The 21,011-nt window shown below is 72.5% G+C and carries 19 protein-coding genes; 14 read left to right on the forward strand and 5 right to left on the reverse strand.

The features are described from left to right. The first annotated feature begins 55 nt into the window (after nt 1–55). Nucleotides 56–2,152, forward strand: coding sequence for a WD40 repeat domain-containing protein (locus D7X12_RS04405; protein ID WP_120624010.1), 2,097 nt, complete (start codon nt 56–58; stop codon nt 2,150–2,152). On the opposite strand, the gene D7X12_RS04410 is transcribed toward D7X12_RS04405, so the two are convergent. Both D7X12_RS04410 and D7X12_RS04415 read right to left on the reverse strand, forming a co-directional pair. Beyond that, on the reverse strand, nt 2,127–3,266 hold the full coding sequence (locus D7X12_RS04410; protein WP_120624011.1) for a hypothetical protein: 1,140 nt from the start codon (nt 3,264–3,266) through the stop codon (nt 2,127–2,129). The two genes, D7X12_RS04405 and D7X12_RS04410, sit on opposite strands and share 26 nt — an antisense overlap. A gap of 57 nt (nt 3,267–3,323) precedes the next feature. Further along, nucleotides 3,324–3,836, reverse strand: coding sequence for an Mpo1 family 2-hydroxy fatty acid dioxygenase (locus tag D7X12_RS04415; protein WP_120624012.1), 513 nt, complete (start codon nt 3,834–3,836; stop codon nt 3,324–3,326). A 154-nt stretch (nt 3,837–3,990) separates the two neighbouring features. Between D7X12_RS04415 and D7X12_RS04420 the strand changes: the two genes are divergently transcribed. After that, the gene (locus tag D7X12_RS04420; protein ID WP_120624013.1) at nt 3,991–4,857 is read left to right on the forward strand and encodes an acyl-CoA desaturase; all 867 of its coding nucleotides are present in this window, start codon (nt 3,991–3,993) and stop codon (nt 4,855–4,857) included. A gap of 13 nt (nt 4,858–4,870) precedes the next feature. Here the strand turns inward: D7X12_RS04420 and D7X12_RS04425 are convergent, their stop codons facing one another. Next, nucleotides 4,871–6,160, reverse strand: coding sequence for a universal stress protein (locus D7X12_RS04425; protein ID WP_158619959.1), 1,290 nt, complete (start codon nt 6,158–6,160; stop codon nt 4,871–4,873). A 414-nt stretch (nt 6,161–6,574) separates the two neighbouring features. Between D7X12_RS04425 and D7X12_RS04430 the strand changes: the two genes are divergently transcribed. Together D7X12_RS04430 and D7X12_RS04435 are read left to right on the forward strand one after the other, a co-directional pair. Next, the gene (locus D7X12_RS04430; protein WP_120624015.1) at nt 6,575–7,366 is read left to right on the forward strand and encodes a DUF6544 family protein; all 792 of its coding nucleotides are present in this window, start codon (nt 6,575–6,577) and stop codon (nt 7,364–7,366) included. A 119-nt stretch (nt 7,367–7,485) separates the two neighbouring features. After that, nucleotides 7,486–9,951 (forward strand): cation-translocating P-type ATPase, encoded by a 2,466-nt coding sequence (locus D7X12_RS04435; protein WP_120624016.1) that lies wholly within the window; start codon nt 7,486–7,488, stop codon nt 9,949–9,951. Between the two features lies 1 nt (nt 9,952). Here the strand turns inward: D7X12_RS04435 and D7X12_RS04440 are convergent, their stop codons facing one another. Together D7X12_RS04440 and D7X12_RS04445 are read right to left on the reverse strand one after the other, a co-directional pair. Then, nucleotides 9,953–10,303 (reverse strand): hypothetical protein, encoded by a 351-nt coding sequence (locus D7X12_RS04440; RefSeq protein ID WP_120624017.1) that lies wholly within the window; start codon nt 10,301–10,303, stop codon nt 9,953–9,955. Nucleotides 10,304–10,386: 83 nt separating this feature from the next. Continuing rightward, nucleotides 10,387–11,403, reverse strand: a complete 1,017-nt coding sequence (locus D7X12_RS04445; RefSeq protein ID WP_120624018.1) for a 2-hydroxyacid dehydrogenase — start codon at nt 11,401–11,403, stop codon at nt 10,387–10,389. 256 nt (nt 11,404–11,659) lie between these two features. Here D7X12_RS04445 and D7X12_RS42800 point away from each other — a divergent pair, with 256 nt between their 5' ends. From D7X12_RS42800 to D7X12_RS04495, 10 genes are all read left to right on the forward strand, one after another. After that, nucleotides 11,660–11,998, forward strand: coding sequence for a TraR/DksA family transcriptional regulator (locus D7X12_RS42800; protein ID WP_158619960.1), 339 nt, complete (start codon nt 11,660–11,662; stop codon nt 11,996–11,998). Beyond that, nucleotides 11,995–13,050 (forward strand): hypothetical protein, encoded by a 1,056-nt coding sequence (locus tag D7X12_RS04455; RefSeq protein WP_147443520.1) that lies wholly within the window; start codon nt 11,995–11,997, stop codon nt 13,048–13,050. The genes D7X12_RS42800 and D7X12_RS04455 overlap by 4 nt, the downstream gene beginning before the upstream one ends. 110 nt (nt 13,051–13,160) lie before the next feature. Continuing rightward, nucleotides 13,161–13,493: a TraR/DksA family transcriptional regulator gene (locus tag D7X12_RS04460; protein ID WP_244224338.1), complete on the forward strand. Its 333-nt coding sequence runs from the start codon at nt 13,161–13,163 to the stop codon at nt 13,491–13,493. Nucleotides 13,494–13,600: 107 nt separating this feature from the next. Continuing rightward, complete coding sequence (locus D7X12_RS04465) at nt 13,601–14,992, forward strand: sigma-54-dependent transcriptional regulator (RefSeq protein ID WP_120624021.1); 1,392 nt, start codon at nt 13,601–13,603, stop codon at nt 14,990–14,992. Then, nucleotides 14,992–16,182, forward strand: coding sequence for a sensor histidine kinase (locus D7X12_RS04470; protein ID WP_120624022.1), 1,191 nt, complete (start codon nt 14,992–14,994; stop codon nt 16,180–16,182). The genes D7X12_RS04465 and D7X12_RS04470 overlap by 1 nt, the downstream gene beginning before the upstream one ends. Then, nucleotides 16,182–16,883, forward strand: coding sequence for a response regulator (locus tag D7X12_RS04475; RefSeq protein WP_120624023.1), 702 nt, complete (start codon nt 16,182–16,184; stop codon nt 16,881–16,883). Before D7X12_RS04470 ends, D7X12_RS04475 begins: the two co-directional genes overlap by 1 nt. Beyond that, entirely contained in the window at nt 16,880–18,004 is a 1,125-nt protein-coding gene (locus tag D7X12_RS04480) for a sensor histidine kinase (RefSeq protein ID WP_120624024.1), read from the forward strand. Before D7X12_RS04475 ends, D7X12_RS04480 begins: the two co-directional genes overlap by 4 nt. A gap of 106 nt (nt 18,005–18,110) precedes the next feature. Continuing rightward, the gene (locus D7X12_RS04485) at nt 18,111–19,535 is read left to right on the forward strand and encodes an IPT/TIG domain-containing protein (protein WP_147443521.1); all 1,425 of its coding nucleotides are present in this window, start codon (nt 18,111–18,113) and stop codon (nt 19,533–19,535) included. 224 nt (nt 19,536–19,759) lie between these two features. Then, the gene (locus D7X12_RS04490; protein ID WP_244224339.1) at nt 19,760–20,428 is read left to right on the forward strand and encodes a DUF6585 family protein; all 669 of its coding nucleotides are present in this window, start codon (nt 19,760–19,762) and stop codon (nt 20,426–20,428) included. 30 nt (nt 20,429–20,458) lie between these two features. Continuing rightward, nucleotides 20,459–20,956, forward strand: coding sequence for a hypothetical protein (locus tag D7X12_RS04495; protein WP_120624027.1), 498 nt, complete (start codon nt 20,459–20,461; stop codon nt 20,954–20,956). Nucleotides 20,957–21,011: the final 55 nt, after the last annotated feature.

Raw genomic sequence — 21,011 nt, forward strand, 5'->3', positions numbered from 1 at the left:
CACCTCCCCTGGAGGGTCGTGCGGATAGGCTCCGGGCGTTCTTCCTGGAGGCGCCGTGCTGGGAGTCCTGAAGCCGAGAGGGGTGGTCCTGGCGTTGCTGCTCGCCTCCTGTGCGGCGCGGCAGCCCCTGGTGGAGGACCCCCGTGATTGGCGTGCCCGCGTCTACCTGGCGAAGGGCGATGCGGCCCTCCAGGCCCGGCAATGGGGCGTGGCGGCGGCCTGCTTCGCGGTGGCCCGGGCCTCGCGGGACTCACAGGAGGCCCGGTGGGGACAGGCCTGGGCGTCGGATCGCGCCTCCACGCTGCGGTGGGCGAAGCAGTTCGAGGGCTCCGTCCTTTCCGTCGCGTTCTCTCCGGACGGTCGGGTGCTGGCCTCCGGTGGCCACGACTCCCGGGTGCGGCTCTGGGACGTGGAGCGCGGCACGCTGCTGGCGGAGCTCCAGGGCCACACCGCGGAGGTACACGCCGTGGCCTTCTCACCGGATGGCGGATGGCTGGCGTCCGCCGGGAGGCCGGGGGAAATCCGTGTCTGGGATTGGCGCGAAGGACGGCAGGTGGCCCAGCTTCAAGGGCATGCGGACGTCGTGCGCGGCCTGGCGTTCTCTCCGAAGGGGGGATGGCTGGCCTCCGGTGGCCTGGACAAGACGGTGCGCGTCTGGGACGTGGGCACGGGGGCGGAGGTGATGCGGTTCGAGCACGATGACGTCGTCATCGCCGTGGCCTTCTCCGCGGATGAGGCGCAGCTGCTTTCAACGAGCATGGACCGGAGCGCGCGGGTGTGGGACCTGGGCGCGCGCAGGGAGGTGCACCGGCTCGTGGGACATGCGGAGAAGGTGGAGTCGGGGGCCTTCTCCTCGGACGGCCGGCGGATCATGACCGCGGCGGCCGACCGCGCCGTTCGCTTCTGGGATGCGCGGTCGGGACAGCTCGTCAACGTCCTGCGCAACGAAGGGGATGTCTCCGCCGCCGCCATCGATGCCCGGTTCCAGCTCCTGGTGCAGGCGGGCTGGGATGGGCGCGTCCAGCTCGTGGAGGCGCAGGGCGGCGCGGTGGTGGAGCGGCTGGACGCGCATCCCGCGTTCGTGATGAGCGTGGCCCTGTCTCCGGACGGGCTCACGTTCGCTTCCGGCGGGATGGAGGGAATGCTGAAGGTCTGGTCCCGGCCCGCGGCTCCCGCGGACGTGCTCCTGCGCGGACACACGGTCTGGGTGGAGGCGCTGGCGTTCTCCCAGGCGCGGGAGCTGCTCTCGGGCGCGGAGGAGGGGCTGCGGCGGTGGCGCCTCGCGGACTGGCAGGACATGCGGTCAGCGCCCGTGGAGGCGGAGCCCGCAGTGTCGCTGGCCGTGAGTCCCGACCGCAAGCTCATCGCGGCGGGCACGCTGAAGGGCACGGTGCGGGTGCTGGACGCGGGCTCGGGCCGGCAGCTCCTGGAGCTGTCGGGCATGCGCGGCTCCGTGCGCGCCGTGGCCTTCAGTCCGGACGGGAAGCGGCTCGCCGCGGCAGGAGACCCGGACCTCCACCTCTGGTCGGTGCCTGACGGCAGGGAACTGGGGCGGCTCCAGGGGCACACGGCAAAGCCCTGGGCGCTGGCCTTCGATGGGACGGGGCATCGCCTCGCGTCGGGTGGCGCGGACAAGACGGTGCGGACCTGGGACGTGGACACGCGGCAGCCGCTGCTCCGGATTGACGCGGGAGAGCGGATCCGCGCGGTGGCGTTCACGCCTTCGGGCCACCTGGTGACGGCCGGACTGAAGCAGCCCGTCCGGCTCTGGGATGCGGCGAATGGCCAGCTCTTGAAGGCGCTGGACGAGGGCCCGGTCGGAGGCCTGTCCCTGGCACTGTCGCCGGACGGGCGGTTCCTCGCTTCGGGCGGAGTGGACGGCCGGGTGGAGGTCTGGGGGCTGCCTTCCGGGGAGTGGATGGGCAGGGTCGGGGGCCAGCAGGGCTTCGTGTCGGCCGTGGCGTTCTCTCCCGACGGCGGAGTCCTCGCGTCGGCGGCCTCGGACCGGACCGTCCACCTGCTCCGGTTCGAGTCCATCGCCCACCCGACTCCGGCGGGGGCCGGGCTCGAGGCGCTCCTGCGTCGCTACGGCCTCGTCTGGGATGAGGCCCGGTTCCGCATCCAGCTCAAACCATCCGCAGGAAGCGATTGAGGTCGCGGAAGAGCCAGAGCGGGCTGCCATGCCAGACCGCCATCTCAAGCACCGCCGCCCAGACCACCAGGCCCAGGCGCACGGCGGTGGGCCAGCGCGCCGGCCGCGTCACGCCCACGGCGAGCGGGACGAGCAGCAGCGCGGAGGCGTGCCACCAGTGGCGCGTGTCGATGAAGGCCAGCACGGTCCCCAGCCCCACCGACGCGGCCACGAGTCCGTCCGCGCCCCGCCCCGCGAGCGCGAAGACGGCCACGCTCAATCCCAGCACCACCGCCACCGTCCCGGGCTCCCCCAGGATGGACGGCGTCGCGGCATCCGTCTGAGCGGCCAGCGGCGCCATCCACAGGAAGGTGCGCACGCACACGACGCCCACCGCGGCCACCCCCAGCAGCGTCGCCCAGGGCCACTCGCGCACGGGCTTGCCGCGCACCACCTGCGCCAGCGCCACCACGCCCACCGCCGCGAGGACGAACGCGCGGTAGTGCAACAGCGCCGCGAGCGCCACCCAGCGCAGCGCCGTGACGGGGCGCTCCTTCGCCAGCGCACCCAGCGCGAGCACGCCGCAGACAAGCCACGCGCCGTCATACTGCCCGTTGAGCGCCAGCCGCATCAGCACGAGCCAGCAGAGGCCTCCCACCGCCCAGCGGCCCCCGGCGGGAAGTCCGTCCAGCAGCCGCAGCACGGCGTAGAGCGCCCCGTGCGCGAAGACGAGCAGGTACAACAGACACACCTGCGCGAAGGCCTGCGGCGACAGCGGCACCCACTGCCCCACGAGCGCCAGGGGCAGGAAGAGCACCAGGGTGCCGGGCGGATACACATACGGCACGTCCAGCCATTGTTCGAGGGACTGCCGGTAGGCGATGCCTTCCCGCAGCTCACCGAGGGACGCCGTGTACAGGGCCTCGATGCCCCGGTGCAGCCCCACCCAGACGACGTAGGGATGGCGCACGTGGTCGGTGTAGCCCGGCTGCAAGGTCCCGTGGGGCGTCACGCCCGACAGCGGGACGAGCGCCAGCAGCACGAGGGAGAGCAGGGTGAGCAGCCGCCACCGCGAGGCGGTGTGACGGGCGAAGAGGCCCGTCACGGTGGCTCGGGGGACGAGGGGCGTTTCCATGCGCGGCGTACCTAACCGTTTCCAGCCTGCGCACTCAATCCCCGTCGGGGGCGTGCGTCAGCGGACGGCGACCGCGCCGGGGCTTCCGGAGGTCACCCGCGCGTGCAGGTCGCGCTTGAGGCCCATGCCGAAGAGCACGAGGGTGAGGAGGTACACGGGCTCGATGAAGAAGAGCAGCGGGCCGCCCAGCGACAGGCCGTGGGTCTTCTTCTCGAAGACGACGTGCGCGCCCACCACCAGCGCGAAGCGCACCGCCATCACGCCCACCGCCACGCCCACCGCGGTGCCGGTGGGCAGCCGCGCCACCGCCTCGGCGGCCGCGAGCGTGGGCACCAGCGGCAGCGCCATCAGCAGCCCCGCCGTCCACTCCAGCGTCACGGCGTAGAGGACCACCGCGAGGACCAGCAGGTGCGCGGCGGTGACGGACACGCCGGGCACCGGCAGGCGCACCCAGGACAGCGGCACGAGCAGGGCGAAGGTGAAGAGGTAGGCCCCCAGGAAGTGCACGGCGCGGCTGACGCGATTCTCGTGCAGGGGCATCCAGGTGCGCAGCTTGTCGGCGAAGCTCATGGGGGCAAACCTAGGCCATTTCCGACGGCGTTTCCTCGCCGGGGGATGTTCGGTCGCAGTAGCGCGCCTCACGGTGCCCCGGTGCCACGGCGGCGAAGGCCTGGTGGGCGGGTTAGCAAGCGCACGCAGCCGTGGGGATTGGGGGCGTCACAGCATGTCGCGAAAGACAGCACCCGCACCGGTGCCGCCCGAAGTCGGGCAGGTGCGCTTCGATGTGTTCAAGAGTCTCTGGCTCTGGGCCATGCTGGTGCCTGGCGTCCTCTTCGGAATCCCTTCCGTGACACCGGCGACGCTCACCGTGTCCCTGGTGATGGCGTTCCTGACGCTCTGCCTGGGGCACTCGGTGGGGCTTCATCGCGGCATCATCCACCGCACCTTCGAGGCGAACGCGGTGGTGCGCGGCGGGCTCCTCTACCTCTTCGTCCTGAGTGGCCTGGGCGGACCGCTCTCATGGGCGCGGCTGCACGCCGTGCGGGACCACTGGCAGAACCAGCGCGAGTGTCCGCCGTACTTCGCCTACCGGCACTCGCTGGTCCGCGACTTCCTGTGGAACCTGCACTACCGCTTCGACGCGGCGGATGAGCGCGCCCTGGCGCGGCTGCCTCCGGGCGTCTTCGAGGACCGCTGGTTGCGGTTCCTGGAGCGCACCTGGCCGCTGCATGTCCTGGGGCTGGCGGCGGTGACGTTCGCGCTGGGCGGCCCCGGCGCGGTGGCTGTCTGTGTTTGCGCCCGGACCGCCGGAGGCATCCTGGGCCATTGGTTCGTCGGCTACGCCGCCCATGTCTGGGGTGAGCAGCGTCAGGCCGTCCCGGGCGCCACCGAGAGCGGCACCAATGTCTGGCTTCTGGGTGTGTTGTCGTTTGGCGAGGGCTTCCACAACAACCACCACGTGCACCCGGGCTCGGCGCGCATGGGGATGCGCGCGCACGAGCTCGACCTCGGCTGGGGGAGCCTCCGCGTGATGGAGGCGTGCGGCCTCATCCGCTCGCTCCGGGCGTGGCATCGCCCGGCGGCGGGTTGAGGCGCGCGGGGCGTCAGCGCGCGAGCGGGCGCAGCACCAGCACGGGGCGGCGGCTCTGGGCAAGCACCTGCCGCGCCACCGAGCCGAGCAGGGCCTCCTTCAGGCCGCCGTGCCCTCGCGAGCCGATGCAGACGAGGTCCGCGTTCATCCGCTCCGCCGCCTGGGTGAGCGCGAGCGCCACGTCCTTGCCGATGAGGACCTCCGCGTGCGTGCGGACCTCGCGCTGCTCCAGCCCGCGAGGCACGCGCTCCAACAGCTTGCGCTGCAGGTCGCGGTGCCAGTCCGGCGCGCCCGTTTCGGACACCACCGTCACCAGGTGCACCTCCGCTCCCGGCGGGGCCAGGGCGAAGGCGAGCGGGATGGCTTCGTCGGCGAGCGAGGACAGGTCCGTCGCCACCAGCAGCCGCCGCACCTGGGGCAGCGGCGCTTCGCCTTGCGAGGCCGCGTCGCGCACCGGCACCGCCACCACCGCCATGGGCGCGAGGCGCAGCGCGTGGTGCGCCACCGACGCGAGGTTGCCCAGGGCCGTGTGGTGGTGCGTGCCCACCACCAGCACATCCGCCTCCTGCTCCTGGGCCAGGTCCACCAGGTGGTCCGCCGCGCGGCCCACGCCCTGGCGCAGGTGCACGGCCGGCGCGTGGCCGGTGCTCGCGCCCGCGAGCGTGGCCACCTCGTGCAGGAGCATGTCCTGCAACAGGGGGCTCGCGTCGTCCATCGTGGCGGGCACCGGCAGGCCCAACCGCTGGCACTGCTCGTAGACGTAGTAGACGTGGCCCGCGAGCAGCTCGATGGGGCCATACCGGCCCAGCTCCTCCAGCCACAGGCGGGCAGCCAGGGTGCCCCGCGAGCGGTCCACGCCGAGCATCACGCGCAGCGGCCGCTTGCCCGAAAGCCAGTCCTGGAAGGGGGCCGCGTCCCGCACCCGCAGCAGCGGCATCGACGTCGTCTGGGCGATGCGATCCAGGCTGCCGCCCGCGCCCGGGTAGGGCACCTCGCCGCGCGGCGGGCCCACCACCAGGAGGCGTGCGTCGCGCTGGCTGCAGAAGTCGGCGAGGGCTCGCTTGGAGCCGTCCTCCAACAGCGCCACCTCCACCTGCGCACCCAGGCCGCTCAAGCGCGAGGCCTCCTCGCGCAGCAGCGCCTGCAGGCCCTCGCGCACGGGCTCCGCCGCGACGATGAGCTGATCCGGATGCACCTGGTGCACGAGCCACAGGGGGCGCTCACGGCGGGCGGCGAGCCGGGCGGCCACGGTCGCGGCCTGGCGGGCTCCCTCGGAAAAGTCGGTTGCGCAGACGATGGTCATGGACGGACTCCGGATGAAGGGGAGCGCTGACTCTCGGCTCCCGGACGGGTTGCTGCGGGGACTCTTCACGTCGCGTGCCGGACCGCCTCGCCGGTGCTGTTCCACAGTGGCCGCGCAACGGCTGCGGCTTCCCATTGCCACCGCGCAAATCCTGCGCCTCCACCCGCGGTGCCGGGCGAAAGACTTACGCCTGGGCTCCCTCCCGAGCCCTCCGCTGGTGGCACGGTGTTCGCATTCCGAGCCTTCCGGTGAGGGCGAGCAGGGTCCCGCGAAGTGTTCCTCGCGGGGCCTCTGGTCGGGGGGACGTGGCATGGCCTGAGGGGGGCATGCCACGTCCTCATGCAGCGGTAGCAACGGTGGGGGGGGCTTCAGGCCCGTGCCGACCGAACCGCGTGGCGCAAAGGGAGCATCTGGATGAGCCTCATCTCAGGTACGAGCCTCGGGCACCTCTTCCACCAGGAGGTCCAGGACGAACTCGCGAAGCACCCCGCGTCTCCCACCGGAGTGCTGACCGAGCAGGACCTGGTGGCCCTGCCGGAGCCCGTCCGGCGCTACTTCCGGGCCAGCGGGTTCGTGGGGCGGCCGCGGGTCGTCAACCTGCGGCTCGAATGGGAGCACCTGCGTCTGAAGCGCTCCCGCGAGGTGGACTGGATGGAGCTGGAGTGCGAGCAGTTCAACTCCGTCCCCCAGCCCGTGCGCATCGTGCTGATGCGCACGAAGCTCGCGGGCCTGGTGCCCTTCGAGGGCCGGGACAAGTACCAGGAGGGCCATGGAAACATGCTCGTGCGGGTGGGGCGGGTCTTCACCGTGGCGGACGCGAAGGGCTCGCCCATGGATGCCTCCGGCCTCGTGACGGTGCTCGCGGAGGCGTTGCTCGCGCCCTCCTATGCGCTGCAGCCCTATGCCTCGTGGCAGCCGGTGGATGCCACATGCGCGCGGGCCCGCTTCACCTTCGGGGGCATCAGCGTCAGTGGAACCTTCCACTTCAACGACGCCGACGAGCTGGTCCGCTTCGATACGGAGGACCGCTGGCAGGACGGACACCCGCCGCGCAAGGTGCCCTGGTCCGCGAACCTCGGCGCCTACCGTCGCGATGACGGCCTCCGCTTCCCGACCACGCTGAGCGCGACGTGGCACGAGCCCGGCGGCGACTTCACGTACGTGGAGGGCACCCTCCGGGGGCTCACGTACAACGTGAAGGGGTAGGCCGGCCGGCGCCCCGCCAGAGCGTTGGCGTCCCTCGTGCAAGAGGCCGGGCCGGGCACCGCGGCCGTGCACCCGACACCGGCCCGGCTCGCGACAGCAACACACAAGGAGTGGAGTCCATGAAGCCGAGCGCCGTGAGGGACTTGCAGGAGGGGCCGCGCTGGGGCTTGAGCCAGGAGGAGGCCGCCCGGCGGCTGCGCGAGGGCGGGCCCAACACGCTGACGCGCGAGCAGCCCCGCCCCGCGTGGCTCTTCCTGGGCCGCCAGTTCCGTTCCGGCATGGTGTGGTTGCTGCTGGGGGCCTGTGGCATCGCGGGGCTGTTGGGCGAGCTGGCGGACGCGGTGGCCATCGCCACCATCGTGCTGCTCAACGCGCTGGTGGGCTTCCTCCAGGAGTACCGCGCGGACCGGGCGGTGCTGGCCCTGCGCGCGCTCACCGCGCCCAACGCGCGGGTGCTGCGCGACGGGGTGAGCGCCATGATTCCGGCGTCCGAGGTGGTGCCCGGGGACGCGCTGGTGCTCGAGGCGGGCGACGTGGTGGCGGCGGACGCGCGGCTGCTGGACGCCCATGCCCTGCTCACGCTGGAGGCGGCGCTCACCGGGGAGAGCACGCCGGTGGACAAGAAGGTCGGGGCGCTGCCCGACGGCACCCCGCTGGCGGAGCGGGGCGACCGGGTCTTCATGGGGACGTCGGTGGCGGCCGGCACGGCGGTGGCGGAGGTGATGGCCACGGGCATGGCCACGGAGTTGGGGCGCATCGCGCACCTGGTGCAGACGGCGGAGGAGTCGGAGACGCCCCTGCAACAGCGGCTGGAGGGCGTCACCCGGATGCTGCTGGTGGTGTGCGTGGTGGTGGCGGTGCTCGTGGCCGGGCTGGGATTGCTGCGCGGGCAGGGGTGGCTGGAGCTGCTGCTCGCGGCGGTGGCGCTCGCGGTCGCGGCGGTGCCGGAGGGGCTGCCCACGGTGGTGACGCTCGCGCTCGCGGTGGGCGTGCAGCGGATGGCGCGCGTCAACGTGCTCGTGCGTCAGATGCAGGCGGTGGAGACGCTGGGCGCGGCCACGGTCATCTGCACCGACAAGACGGGCACGCTCACCGCGGGCATCATGGAGGTGCGCGAGGTGTGGCCCCCCACGGCCGAGCGCCGCGTGCTGGAGATCGCCGCGGGCTGCTGCGACGCGGAGCTGCCGACGCAGGGCAAGGCGGGCGCGGGAGACCCCACCGAGCTGGCCCTGCTGCTGGCCGCGCGAGCCCAGGGCTTCGAGCGCACGGACCTGGAGCGCGAGCGGCCCCGCCGGGCCGAGCAACCCTTCGATTCGGACCGCCGCCGCATGAGCATCCTGCGCTCGGACGGCGTGCTCTACGTCAAGGGCGCGCTGGAGGCGCTGCTGCCGCTCTGCCGCGACGTGCCCCTGGGCGTGAAGGAGGCCAACGCCGCGCTGGCGGGGCGCGCCCTGCGCGTGCTGGCGGTGGCGGAGGGACGGGGGGCCGACGAGAAGGACCTCACGCTCCTGGGACTGGTGGGGCTGGCGGATCCGCCCCGGCCGGAGGCGGTGGAGGCCGTGCGGGCGGCGCGCGAGGCCGGGGTGCGCACGGTGATGATCACCGGCGACCACCCGGCCACGGCCGTCGCCATCGCGCGGGAGCTGGGGCTGTTGCGCGAGGGCGAGTCGCCGGAGGGCACGGTGCACGCGCGGGTGACGGCGGAGGACAAGCTGCGCATCGTGCGCGGGTGGAAGGAGCGCGGGGAGATTGTCGCCATGACGGGGGACGGCGTGAATGACGCGCCGGCCCTGCGCGAGGCGCACATCGGCATCGCGATGGGGCGCACCGGCGCCGAGGTCACCCGCGAGGCCAGCGACCTCATCCTCACGGATGACAACTTCGCGAGCATCGTGGCGGCCGTGCGCGAAGGGCGCGGCATCTACGAGAACATCCGCAAGACGCTGGTGTACCTGCTGGCCGGCAACGGCGGCGAGCTCGTGCTGATGCTGGGCGCCTCCCTGCTGGGGCTCCCCCTTCCGCTGTTGCCCCTGCACCTGCTGTGGGTGAACCTCGTCACGGACGGGCTGCCGGCGCTCGCGCTGGTGATGGACCCCGTGGCCACGGACGTGATGCAGCGCCCGCCGCGCCGCCCGGACCAACCGATGCTGGGCAAGAGGGAGTGGGGCGCGGTGCTGGCCACCAGCCTCGTGGATGCGTGCGTCACGCTCTGCACCTTCCTCTGGGCCCTGCGGCACCTGTCGCTCGTGGAGGCGCGCACCCTGGCCTTCACCGTGCTGGTGCTCTGCCAGCTGCTGCGGGCCTTCTCCGCGCGCAGTGAGCGGCTGCTCTTCTGGGAGGTGGGGCCCTTCAACAACCGGCCGCTGCTCGCGGTGGTCACCCTCACCGTGGCGCTGCAGCTGGGAATCCAGCAGGTGCCCGCGCTCGCGCGCTTCTTCTCGCTCGTGCCGCTCAGCGTGGAGCAGCTCGCGCTCGCCTTCGGCCTGGGGCTCATCCCCGTCAGCCTGCTGGAGCTGCGCAAGCTCGCGGTGCGCGGCTACGCCCGGGCCCGGGGGCCCGCCTCGGGGCCCCTGAGCGCACGGTGAGCTACTTCGCGGGCGACGGCGGGGGCGGCACGGGTTCCACCTGCGCCGTCTGCCCGTCCACCCGCAGCGCCAGGGGCGGGCGGCCCTCCGGCGCGGCGTAGTGGAGCCACCACGACGCTTCACCCTGCTTCGCCGTCACCAGCTTCACCTCGTAGTCCAGGTTCCGCGCGTACGCGGCGCCCAGCCGCACCGCCTCTTCGTAGCCCACGGTCAGCGCCACCGAGGTGGGCGGGGGCGGCAGCGGGGCGGGGGACTCGTGGCGCAAGGTGTTCGCGGGCCCCGCGCACCCCGCGGTGAGCAGGGTGGCGCAGAGGACGCCGCGGGTGAAGCGCACGGACGCGGAGGCGGGCATGGGGACGGCTCCATCAGGCAGGGGGAAGGGCTGGGTCCTGCCGTCCGGAGGCATTGCATGCCGTATGCCCCGTATCGCCGCGCTCAGCCCTTGATGACCTGCTCGGCCCGCACCTCCGTGGGGCCTGGCGCCTCTCCGCGCTCGAAGCGCTGCACGCTTTCGAGCGTGGTCCGGGCGATGGCGTGGAGGGCCTCGCGGGTGAGGAAGGCCTGGTGCGCGGTGATGAGCACGTTGGGGAACGTCAAGAGGCGCGCGAGCACGTCGTCCTGGAGCACCTGTTCGGAGAGGTCCTGGAAGAAGATGCCCTCCTCCTCCTCGTACACGTCGAGTCCGGCCGCCCCCAGGTGGCCGGACTTGAGCGCCTCCACCAGCGCGTGGCTGTCGAGCAGCGCCCCGCGGCCGGTGTTGATGATCATCGCCCCGGGCTTCATCTTCGCGAGCGCCGCCGCGTCGATGAGGTGGCGCGTGGCGGGTGTGAGCGGCACGTGCAGGGAGACGATGTCCGCCTGGCGCAGCGCCTCCGAAAGCTCCACGGATTCAATGCCCAGCGCGTGGGCGTCCGGGGCGGAGAGCCGCGGGTCCACGCCGAGCAGCCGGCAGCCGAAGCCGCGGAAGATGCGGGCCGCCGCGCGCCCGATGCGCCCCAACCCCACGAGCGCCACCGTCTTGCCGTACAGGTCGAAGCCCACCAGCCCGTCGAGGGAGAAGTTCCACTCGCGCACGCGCGCGTAGGCCCGGTGCACCTTGCGGTTGAGCGCGAGCACGAGCGCGGCGGTGTGCTCGGCCACGGCCTGCGGCGAGTACTCGGGCACGCGCACCACGGTGAGCCCCAGCCGCCCGGCCTCCACGAGGTCCACGTGGTTGAAGCCCGCGGAGCGCAGCGCCACGAGCCGCGTGCCGCCCTCCGCGAGCGCCCGCAGGCACGCGCCGTCCAGCCGGTCGTTGACGAAGGAGCACACTACGGGAAACCCCGCGGCCAGGCCCACCGTCTGGGGCGTGAGCCGGGGCTCGAAGTAGGTGAGGTCGTGGCCGAACGCCGCGTTCGCGTCCTCGAACGCGGCGCGGTCGAAACGGTGGGTGTCGAAGAAGGCGATGCGCATGGCGGCTCTCCCATTCCCAGAACGGCGAGCGCCGCCGGGGGCTTCCCGGCCGCCCATGCACCGCCCGTGCGAGGCCGGCGCGCCGGACCGCGGCGCCCGGCGCTTCCCTGGAGGACGCAACTGTTGCGCGCATGGACGCCAGCCCGCGCATTTCTTTCCGGAGCGCCCAGCCATTCCCTTCCCACGGGCTGGCATGCATCCTGTATGTAACAGGACAAGCTCCGGCCCAGGGGGGGGCGGACACGGAGGAATACCGATGAATGCCATGCATGGCGAGGTGCGTCAGCAGCTGCTCCACCGTCGCAAGACGCTGCTCGCGCTGAGGGATTTGCACCGGCTCGCGGCGGAAGCGGTCGAGGACAGCGGGGCGCCCGAGTGGGTGGACCGCGCGGTAGCGCTGGAGGAGAAGCAGATGATCGCACGGCTGGATGCGCTGGAGCGGTGGGCGCTCCACGAGGTGGATCAAGCGCTGGAGCGCCTGCGGCCCGATGACACGGTCCAGTGCGAGGCCTGCGGGGCCACCGTCGAGCCCGAGCGCCTGCACGCGCTGCCCGAGGCCCGGCGCTGCCTGTGCTGCGCGGCGCGGACCCGGTGAAGGCCCCTGGGAAGGTCCCGGTCTCCATCTGGTGGCTCGCCTTCGGCTACTTCGCCTGCTACCTGCCGTACAGCGCGCTCACCAAGGCGCTGAGCCTCGGCGCGCTGCCGGGGATGGCCGCGGGGCTGCCGGGCTTCGTGCTGCTGCCCTCCACGGCGGTGGCCACGCTGGTGGGGATGTTCCTCTACCTGTGGGGCAGCCGCAGCTTCCGGTACGCGGGCCACCGGCGCTTCGGGCGGTGGGAGCTGCCGTGGCCGGGGCGCTGGACCTTCCTGTCGGGCCTGTGCACCACGGGCATCATCGCCACCACCACGCTCGCGTACACCTTCGACGGCACCTCCATCGTCTTCATGATGCTGCTGATGCGCGGCGGGGTGCTGGTGCTCGCGCCGCTGGTGGATGCGCTGAGCGGCCGCCGGGTGGCGTGGCCCTCCCGGGTCGCGCTCGTCATCAGCCTCGCGGCCCTGCTCGTCGCGACGGGGCCGGGCGCCAGCCCCCAGCTGTCGCTCGTCGCCGGGCTGGACCTGGCGGTGTACATCGCCAGCTACTTCGTGCGGCTGCGCTTCATGAGCCGGTTGGCGAAGAACGACACGCCCGGCACCCGCGAGCGCTACTTCGTGGAGGAGCAGATGGTGGCCACGCCCGCGCTCCTCGTCCTGCTCGCGCTGTGGGCGCTGAGCGGCGTGGGAGGCGCGGCGGCGCAGCTGCGCGAGGGCTTCCTCGGGATGTTCTTGCGCCCCACGCTGCCCCTCGAGTTCGCGGTGGGGCTGCTCTCCCAGGGCAGCGGCATCTTCGGCGGGCTGGTGCTGCTCGACCCCCGGGAGAACACCTTCACGGTGCCGGTGAACCGCGCCTCCAGCGTGTTCGCGGGCGTGGGCGCGACGCTCGCGCTGTCGCTCCTGCTGGGGCTGCCTGGGGTGGGCGCCACGGACCTCGCCGGCGCCGCGCTGGTGACGGTGGCCGTGGCGGTGCTCGCGGCCCCGGGCGTGCTCGCGGCGCGGCGGCGGCTGGCCGTGAGCCCCGCTGTCACCCCGGCGCCCCCGGCACCCTGAAGTCCGGGCCCTGGGGCCTGGGGCCAGGCTCGGAGCCCGGCACGTTTCATGAAGTCCCTCAGCGCCTGTGCAGGCCCTCCCTTCTGGGAGGCCCGGAGCGCGAGGACCCCATGAGCACCGACCCGATGATCATCCAGGCGCGCCAGATGCTGCTGTGTCGCCGGGACGCGCTGCGCACCCTGCGCGAGTCCGCGGAGGCCGTCCCCGGAAGCGGGGCCCGGGCCCCCTCCCTCAGCGCGAACATGCACGGAGCGAGCTTCACGCGGCAGGAGCGCCTGGAGATGGAGGAGGTGGAGGCGGCGCTCGTGCGCATCGAAGAGGGCCGCTTCGGCGGCTGTGAGCGCTGCGGGGGCGCCATCGGGCGACACCGCCTGCTCGCCGTCCCGGAGGCGCGCTGTTGCCTCACGTGCGCGGACCGGCGGACCCAGGGGGCCCACCGTTGAGCTTCGCGCCCGTGGCTGCACCGGGAGTGTCTGCCCACCCGCTCTTCCAGGGGAGTCACGGGGGGCGGGTGGAAGCCCCCCCCAGGGCATCTTTGGTAAGCAGGGGCATGGCCAACGAACGCATCCTGGTGGTGGACGACGAGGTGAACGCACGGCGCGCCATCGCCACCATCCTCAAGGAGGAGGGCTTCGAGGTGCGCGAGGCCGCGGACGGCGTCGAGGCGCTCGGCCTGCTCGCGGACTTCTCGCCCGCGGCGGTGCTCACCGACGTGCGGATGCCCCGGATGGACGGGCTCACGTTGATGCGCCGCGCGCGGGAGGCCGGCAGCGACGCGACCTTCGTGGTGATGACGGCGTTCGCGTCCGTGGAGGCGGCGGTGGAGGCGATGCGCGCGGGCGCGGAGAGCTACCTCACCAAGCCGCTGGACATGAACGCGGTGCTCGTCGTGCTGGGCAAGACGCTGGAGACGCGCCAGCTCAAGACGGAGACGCGCCAGCTGCGCGAGCGCGTGGCGGAGCGCTTCCGGGTGGGCAACATCATCGGGGACGCGCCCGAACTCCAGGGCGTCTACGCCCTCATCCAGCAGGCCGCGCCCACCAAGGCCACCGTGCTCATCCTCGGGGAGAGCGGCACCGGCAAGGAGCTGGTCGCCCAGGCGCTGCATGAGCTCAGCCCGCGCCGGGAGCGCCCCTTCGTGAAGGTGCACTGCGCGGCCTTGAGCGAGGGGCTGCTGGAGAGCGAGCTGTTCGGCCACGAGCGGGGCTCCTTCACCGGCGCCGTCGCGCGCAAGGAGGGCCGCTTCGAGCTGGCGGACGGCGGCACCCTGTTCCTCGACGAGATTGGTGAAATCTCCCTCGCCGTGCAGGTGAAGCTCTTGCGCGTGCTGCAGAGCCGCGAGTTCGAGCGCGTGGGCGGCACGCAGACGCTGAAGGTGGACGTGCGCATCGTCGCGGCCACCCACCGCGACCTCCAGGCGGAGGTGAAGGCGGGCCGCTTCCGCGAGGACCTCTACTACCGGCTCAACGTGGTGGCGGTGACGCTGCCCCCGCTGCGCCGCCGCAAGGGGGACATCCCCGCGCTGGTCAGCCACTTCCTCGAGCGCTGCAACGCCTCCTACGGCAAGGACGTGAAGGGGCTGGCGCCCGGCACCCTGCAAGCGCTCATGAGCCACGACTGGCCGGGCAACATCCGCGAGCTGGAGAACGCGGTGGAGCGCGCGGTGGTGCTCTGCCGGGGTGAGGAGCTCACCGCGGACGACCTGCCGCCCGTGCTGCGCGGGCCGCGCCCCAGCTCCGAGTCCAGCGAGCGGCTCATCCCCGGCGCGAGCCTCGCCGCCATTGAACGCGAGGCCATCCTGCGCACCCTGGAGATGGTGGAGGGCTCCACCACGCGCGCGGCGGAGGTGCTTGGCATCAGCGTGCGGAAGATCCAGTACAAGCTCAAGGAGTACGCGGGCGGCGGCACCAGCCCGGAGGCGGAAGCCTCGGGGGAGGAGTGATGTTGGAAACCCGGACCGAGAGCGTCTTCGAGGAGCTCCAGCACTACGTCGGCTTCAGCGCCGCGGACGGAGAGGCCCTGCGCGCGCTGCACCCGCTCGCCCAGGCCCACTTCGAGCGCATCGCGGATGTCTTCTACCGGCGCATCCTCGACCATCCCGAGGCGCGCAAGGCGCTGGAGGGCGGCGAGAGCCAGGTGGGCCACCTCAAGGTGACCCTCCAGCACTGGATGGGCTCGCTGCTCCAGGGCCCCTGGGACACGGCGTACTTCGAGCGCCGCTGCCGCATCGGCCGCGTGCACGTGCGCATCAGCCTGCCGCAGCACTACATGTTCGGCGCCATGAACCTGCTGCGCCAGGAGCTGACGGACGTCCTGGAGGAGTCGCTGCGCCACCAGCCGGACGAGGCCGTGCGGCTGCGGCGCGCGCTGGGGAAGATATTGGACCTGGAGCTGGCCATCATGCTCCACACGTACCGCGAGGACCTGCTCGCCCAGGCCGCGCGCGCGGAGCGGCTCGCCACCTTCGGGCAGCTGGTGGGCTCCATCGGCCATGAGCTGCGCAACCCGCTGGGCGTGATTGAGACGTCGCTCTTCATCCTCAAGGGCCGCCCCGCCTCGTTGGAGGATCCGCGCGTGGGCAAGCACCTGGATCGCATTGGCGAGCAGGTGGGCATCGCGAACCACATCATCACCAGCCTGCTGGACATGATCCGCGCCCGCCCGCTCACCCACGCGCCGCTCCAGCTCGCGGAGGTGTGGGCGTCCGCGCTGACCACCGTCACCCCTCCGGGCCACGTGCGGGTGAGCGCCGGGGGGCTGGACGGCCTGCCGCCGCTGCAAGGCGACCCGGTGCAACTGATCCAGGTCTTCGTGAACCTGCTGGAGAACGCGGTGCAGGCGCTGGGGGACACCGCCGGCGAGGTGCGGCTGGAGGCGGGCCGCCCGGAGTCCGGTGCGCACGCGGTGCAGCTCGTGCTGGAGGACAGCGGTCCAGGGCTGGACCCGGCCATCCGCGCCCGCGTCTTCGAGCCCCTGATGACCACCAAGGCGCGGGGGCTGGGCCTGGGGCTCGCGCTCGTGCGGCGCATCGTCGAGCGCCACGGCGGCGGCATCGTGTACGCCCCGCGCGAGGGCGGCCTGGGGGGCGCGCGCTTCGTGCTGCACCTGCCCCTGCCTCCGGAGGCCGCCTGATGGGCCGCTTCCTGCTGGTGGACGACAACCGGGCCTTCGCGGAGAACCTCGCGGAGATATTGGAGGACGCGGGCCACGTGGCGCGCGTGGTGGGCTCTGGCGAGGAGGCGCTGACGGCCGTGCGCGCGGAGCGCTACGACGTGCTCATCACCGACATGCGGATGCCCGGGATGAGCGGCGCCTCCGTGGTGCATCACCTGCGCCAGCTGGACCCGGGGCTCGCGGCCATCATCATCACCGCGCACCCGGGCGAGGTGGAGCTGGAGCGCGCGATGGACGCGGGCGTGCTCGCGGTGCTGCCCAAGCCCGTGCCCATGCGCGCGCTGGTGGAGCTGCTCACGCAGGCGCGGCGCGACGGGCTCGTGGTGCTGGTGGAGGACGACCCGCACCTCTTGGACAACCTCACGGAGGTGCTGCGCGGCCGGGGCTTCACGGCCGTGTCCGCGCGCTCCGTGCCGGAGGTGGAGCGGCTGGGCGCCGTCAGCCCCTTCGCCGCGCTCGTGGACCTGCGGGTGCCGGGCGGCCCCGACGGTGAGGCGCTGCGCCGCGTGCGCGAGCGCTTCCCGGGGCTGACCCCCTTCGTCGTCACCGCCCACCCGGACGCGCTGCCCGGCGACTTCGACGGCCGGCTCATCCGCAAGCCGTTCGACACCGGGGTGCTGCTCGCCGCGCTGGAGCAACTGCACAGGAGCCGCCCATGAAGGCGTCGCCGGTGCAGGCGGCCGGCCTGCCGTACCGCCCCCGCGTGCTGGTGGTGGACGACAACGCGGCGTTCCTCGACAACATGACGGAGCTGCTCGGGGACGAGGGCTACGAGGTGTCGAGCGCGACGAGCTGCGAGGGCGCGCTGGCGCGGGCGAAGTCGGGCTTCGACGTCGCGCTCGTGGACGTGCGGCTGCCGGACGGGGAGGGCACGTCGCTCGCGCCGCGGCTCAAGGAGCTGATGCCGGACGGCGAGGTGGTGCTGCTCACCGGCCTGGGCATGCTGGAGGCGGCGGTGGCCGCGGTGCACGCGGGCGCGTGCGCGTACCTGCTCAAACCCTGCGCCACCCCGGAGCTGCTGCTCACCCTGGAGCAGGCGCTGCGCCAGGTGCGGCTGCACCGCGAGAAGCGGGAGCTGGCCCGGCGGGCGCAGGTGACGGAGAAGCTGGCGGCGGTGGGCACGCTGACGGCGGGCCTGAGCCATGAGATCCGCAACCCGCTCAACGCCGCCGGACTGCAGCTCACCGTCCTGGAGCGGCGGGTGCGCAGGCTGGAGGACGCCGTCCAGGGGCCGCTCCTGGAGCCGCTGCTGCTCGTGCGGGATGAGATCCGCCGGTTGGATCACATCCTGGAGGACTTCCTCCAGTTCGCCCGTCCGCGCGAGTTCCAGTCGGACGCGGTAGAGGTCGCGCCGCTGCTCGAACGGGTGCGCAGCCTGCTGTCGGGTCAGGCGGAGGAGCGGGACGTGGCGCTGGAGGTGGAGCCCACGCGGGTGGCCGTGGTGCGGGGGGATGAAGAGCGGCTGCGCCAGGTGCTGCTGAACCTCGCGCTCAACGCGCTCCAGGCGACGCCCCCGGGAGGCCGCGTGCGCTTCAGCGCGAGCCTCCAGGGCGACGAGGTGGCGCTGTGCGTGGACGACAGCGGCCCCGGCATCCCCGCCGACGTGCACGCGCGCCTCTTCGAGCCCTTCTTCACCACCAAGGCGAGCGGAAGCGGGCTGGGGCTCTCCATCGTGCACGCCATCGTCACCCAGCACGGCGGCACCGTCGCGGTGGGGCACGGACCCCTGGGCGGCGCGCGCTTCACCGTGCGCCTGCCCGCGATGGCGGACGCGGGCTGAGCGCAAGAAAGCGCAAGGCGCATCACGCCGGACTCGCGGCGCGCTCCGCGTGCGTCACCCCCAGCCCCATTGTGGCCGAAGCGAGGGGACGCGAGTCCTTCCTGTCATGCGGGCAGAAGCCATCCGGAGCGCCCCCACGGCCGGTGTGACCTCGCGCGCCTCGCTGTCCGCGCGGATGCTGTGGCTTGCCCTGTGGGGCCTGACAGGCTGTGTCGAGCAGCGGGACGCCGAGGTGCTCCCCGAGCCCGGCACCCCCGCCGCGAGCGCCTGCGAGGGCGTCGCCCCCCGCACGCTGGAGGAGGTCCATGCGGCGCACTTCGCCGCGGAGCGCCCTACGGGCTGCACCGTGGGGTGCCACGACACCGGCGCGGGCGGCCTGACCTTCCGGAGCGCCCACGAGCTGTGGCAGGCCACCGTACAGCGGCCCTCGCTCGGAGACTCCTCGCTCCTGCTCGTGGATCCCGGCCACCCGGAGCGCAGCCGCCTGTACCTCAAGCTGCTGCCGGACGCGCAGGGGCGCATGCCCCAGGGCGGCCCCTCCCTGGATGCCGCCGCGCTGCGAGACGTGGCCGGGTGGATCTGCGCCGGTGCGCCCGAGCCCTCCACCTCCGCCACGGATGGAGGCCTGCCCGCCAACCCGGTCCCAACGCTCGACACCCTCACTCCCTCCGCCGTGCAGGAGGGGGTGGGCGAGGTGCTGCTCTCCGTGGGGGGCGGCGGCTTCGTGGCCGAAAGCCAGGTGGAGGTGGACGGCCTCCCCGTGGTCACGACCCATGACGGTCCGCAGCGGCTGGAGGCCCGCGTGGCGGCGTCGGTGACGGCGCGGGCCGGCACGCACCAGGTGCGGGTCGTCACCCCGGCGCCCGGGGGCGGCGCCAGCGCCAGCCTCGTCTTCACCGTCACCGCGTCGGGCGTGGTGCTCCCCACGGTGTCATCGCTGTCGCCCTGCGGCACGGTGGCGGGCTCGGGGGCCTTCACCCTCACCGTGCAGGGGATGAACTTCAAGGAGGGCGCGAGCCTCTCCTTCAACGGCACGACGGTGGCCGCGACCTTCATCAGCCCGGGCGAGCTGCGCGCCTCCATTCCCGCCGCGCTGGTGGCCTCCGCGCCCGTGGGCAATGCCGCCACCGTCACCGTCGTCCACCCGGCGCCGGGCCGGGAGGTGTCCGCGCCCGCGACGTTCGGCGTGGCCAGCAAGGTGGCCACGCTGGCCACGGACGTGCAGCCCCTCTTCACGGCGACCTGCGCCACCAGCGGCTGTCATGCGACCGCCTCCACGCCGGTGAACCTCACCCCCGGCAACACCTACAACGAGCTGGTCGGCGTCCCCACCAGCAGCAAGGGGTGTGGCCAGCGGCTGCGCGTGCAGGCCTGCGGCCCGCTGCGAGGACAGAGCTTCCTCATCGACAAGATCCTCGCGACCAACAGCAGCCCCGCGTGCTCCGGGGGCGCCATGCCGAAGGGGAGCCCCCTGTCGGCCGCGCAGAAGCAGGCCGTCATCGACTGGGTCGCGCAGGGCGCTCCCCGGTAGGGGCCGTGTCCGATACAAGGTTTGCTGACATTCCTTGTTCATCCATCACGGCACTTCCTCAAAGAACAGACAAAGGCTGTCTCATCCGGTGAGAAGGTGCGCTCCTGCGGGCCCGCGCGTCGAATGCGTTCGCAAGGGGTGATGCAATTCTCTATACCGCCCCGGCCTTGCTGAAGCGCTCGCACACCCTGATCTTTCCCAGGCACGCCGTCTTCTGGCTCGTCATGGGCCTCGTGTTCATCTACGGCGTGGTGGCCGTCCTCCTCGCCCTCTTCACCTCCGTGCACCTGCTGCCGCGGTTCGTGATCGAAGGCCTGCTCCAGAGCGCCTTCGGGTACTTCTTCCTGCTCGTCGGCCTGCCCTGCGGCATCTACGTCATCGGCTGGCGCGCCAGCGACCTCTTCGTCTGGACCCGCGCGCCGGGCACGCTGAGCGTGGATGAACACGGGCTGCGCGATGGCGCCACACGGGTCGCGTGGCGCCACGTGCACACGCTCGTCGAACAGCACCAGGAGGACCGGGTCGTCCTGCATCACCGCGACGGGGCCTACCGCTTGCGGCTGGGTCTGTGGAGCGACGCGGACGACCTGCGCCAGACGGTGCTGGACCACGTCGTGCCCCGGCTGATGGAGGACGTGGACCGTCAGGTCGCCGCCGGGGAGTCGGTGCGCTTCGGCCCGTTGACCCTCAGCGACGCGGGATTGACGCACAAGGGGAAGCTGATCCGCTGGGACGACATCGAGAGCATCCGACTCCAGGACGAACTGGACGAGGGCGCGGCGACGCGCGAGCTGATCATCGTCGCCCAGGGCAAGTCCCGGAAGATCGACGAGGCGAAGGTCCCCAACGCGCCCGTCCTGCTGGCCTACCTGTCAGACCGCCTGTCCGGCTGACCTCCACCCCCACAACCCGGACATCACACCATGGAAATCTACCGCTCCCCCCAGACGAAGAAGAAGGCCGAGCAGCCGCACGCCGTCTACTACTCCCGCTTCAAGCTCATCGTGGGCGTGGTCATCTGGACGCTGGCCCTCGCCTTGTTCGGGGGGCTCACCTGGAATGCCATCGGCCAGACGGGCGCGATGGCCGTCTTCGCCTTCATCACCTTTGGTGCGGTCGTGATGCTCTTCAAATGCATCAGGCCCCTGGGCAGCCTGGGCAAGCCCGCGCTGCTCATTGGCCGGGATGGCATCCGCTTCGAGGACGGTGTGCTCATCGCCTGGGACGAGATGGAGGAGAACGTCTACTTCAACCAGTCGTACATGGGCATTCCCATCCTGAAGCTGGTCCAGGTGAAGACCACCCTCGACAAGCCCAAGGTGAAGAAGCAGCGCGTCGCCGCGCTCGACATGGACAGCGAAAAGTACCTGGCCCTCTGTGACACCTACAGCCAGGGCACCATGCCCACCGCCACGCGCTGAAGCCGCACCGCCGCCCGGCATCCGGGCGAGCACCCGCGCACCTTGACAGGGAACT

This window comes from Corallococcus sicarius (assembly GCF_003611735.1).
Classification (GTDB): Bacteria; Myxococcota; Myxococcia; order Myxococcales; family Myxococcaceae; genus Corallococcus; species Corallococcus sicarius.

Bases quoted from the DNA above. Each gene is read 5' to 3' on its own strand.
- D7X12_RS04485 (WP_147443521.1), top strand. From the start codon at position 18,111: ATGCGGGCAGAAGCCATCCGGAGCGCCCCCACGGCCGGTGTGACCTCG.
- D7X12_RS04415 (WP_120624012.1), bottom strand. From the start codon at position 3,836: ATGAGCTTCGCCGACAAGCTGCGCACCTGGATGCCCCTGCACGAGAAT.
- D7X12_RS04495 (WP_120624027.1), top strand. From the start codon at position 20,459: ATGGAAATCTACCGCTCCCCCCAGACGAAGAAGAAGGCCGAGCAGCCG.
- D7X12_RS04465 (WP_120624021.1), top strand. From the start codon at position 13,601: ATGGCCAACGAACGCATCCTGGTGGTGGACGACGAGGTGAACGCACGG.
- D7X12_RS04425 (WP_158619959.1), bottom strand. From the start codon at position 6,160: ATGACCATCGTCTGCGCAACCGACTTTTCCGAGGGAGCCCGCCAGGCC.
- D7X12_RS04410 (WP_120624011.1), bottom strand. From the start codon at position 3,266: ATGGAAACGCCCCTCGTCCCCCGAGCCACCGTGACGGGCCTCTTCGCC.
- D7X12_RS04490 (WP_244224339.1), top strand. From the start codon at position 19,760: ATGGGCCTCGTGTTCATCTACGGCGTGGTGGCCGTCCTCCTCGCCCTC.
- D7X12_RS04460 (WP_244224338.1), top strand. From the start codon at position 13,161: ATGAGCACCGACCCGATGATCATCCAGGCGCGCCAGATGCTGCTGTGT.
- D7X12_RS04430 (WP_120624015.1), top strand. From the start codon at position 6,575: ATGAGCCTCATCTCAGGTACGAGCCTCGGGCACCTCTTCCACCAGGAG.
- D7X12_RS04435 (WP_120624016.1), top strand. From the start codon at position 7,486: ATGAAGCCGAGCGCCGTGAGGGACTTGCAGGAGGGGCCGCGCTGGGGC.
- D7X12_RS04440 (WP_120624017.1), bottom strand. From the start codon at position 10,303: ATGCCCGCCTCCGCGTCCGTGCGCTTCACCCGCGGCGTCCTCTGCGCC.
- D7X12_RS04470 (WP_120624022.1), top strand. From the start codon at position 14,992: ATGTTGGAAACCCGGACCGAGAGCGTCTTCGAGGAGCTCCAGCACTAC.
- D7X12_RS42800 (WP_158619960.1), top strand. From the start codon at position 11,660: ATGAATGCCATGCATGGCGAGGTGCGTCAGCAGCTGCTCCACCGTCGC.
- D7X12_RS04420 (WP_120624013.1), top strand. From the start codon at position 3,991: ATGTCGCGAAAGACAGCACCCGCACCGGTGCCGCCCGAAGTCGGGCAG.
- D7X12_RS04475 (WP_120624023.1), top strand. From the start codon at position 16,182: ATGGGCCGCTTCCTGCTGGTGGACGACAACCGGGCCTTCGCGGAGAAC.
- D7X12_RS04445 (WP_120624018.1), bottom strand. From the start codon at position 11,403: ATGCGCATCGCCTTCTTCGACACCCACCGTTTCGACCGCGCCGCGTTC.
- D7X12_RS04480 (WP_120624024.1), top strand. From the start codon at position 16,880: ATGAAGGCGTCGCCGGTGCAGGCGGCCGGCCTGCCGTACCGCCCCCGC.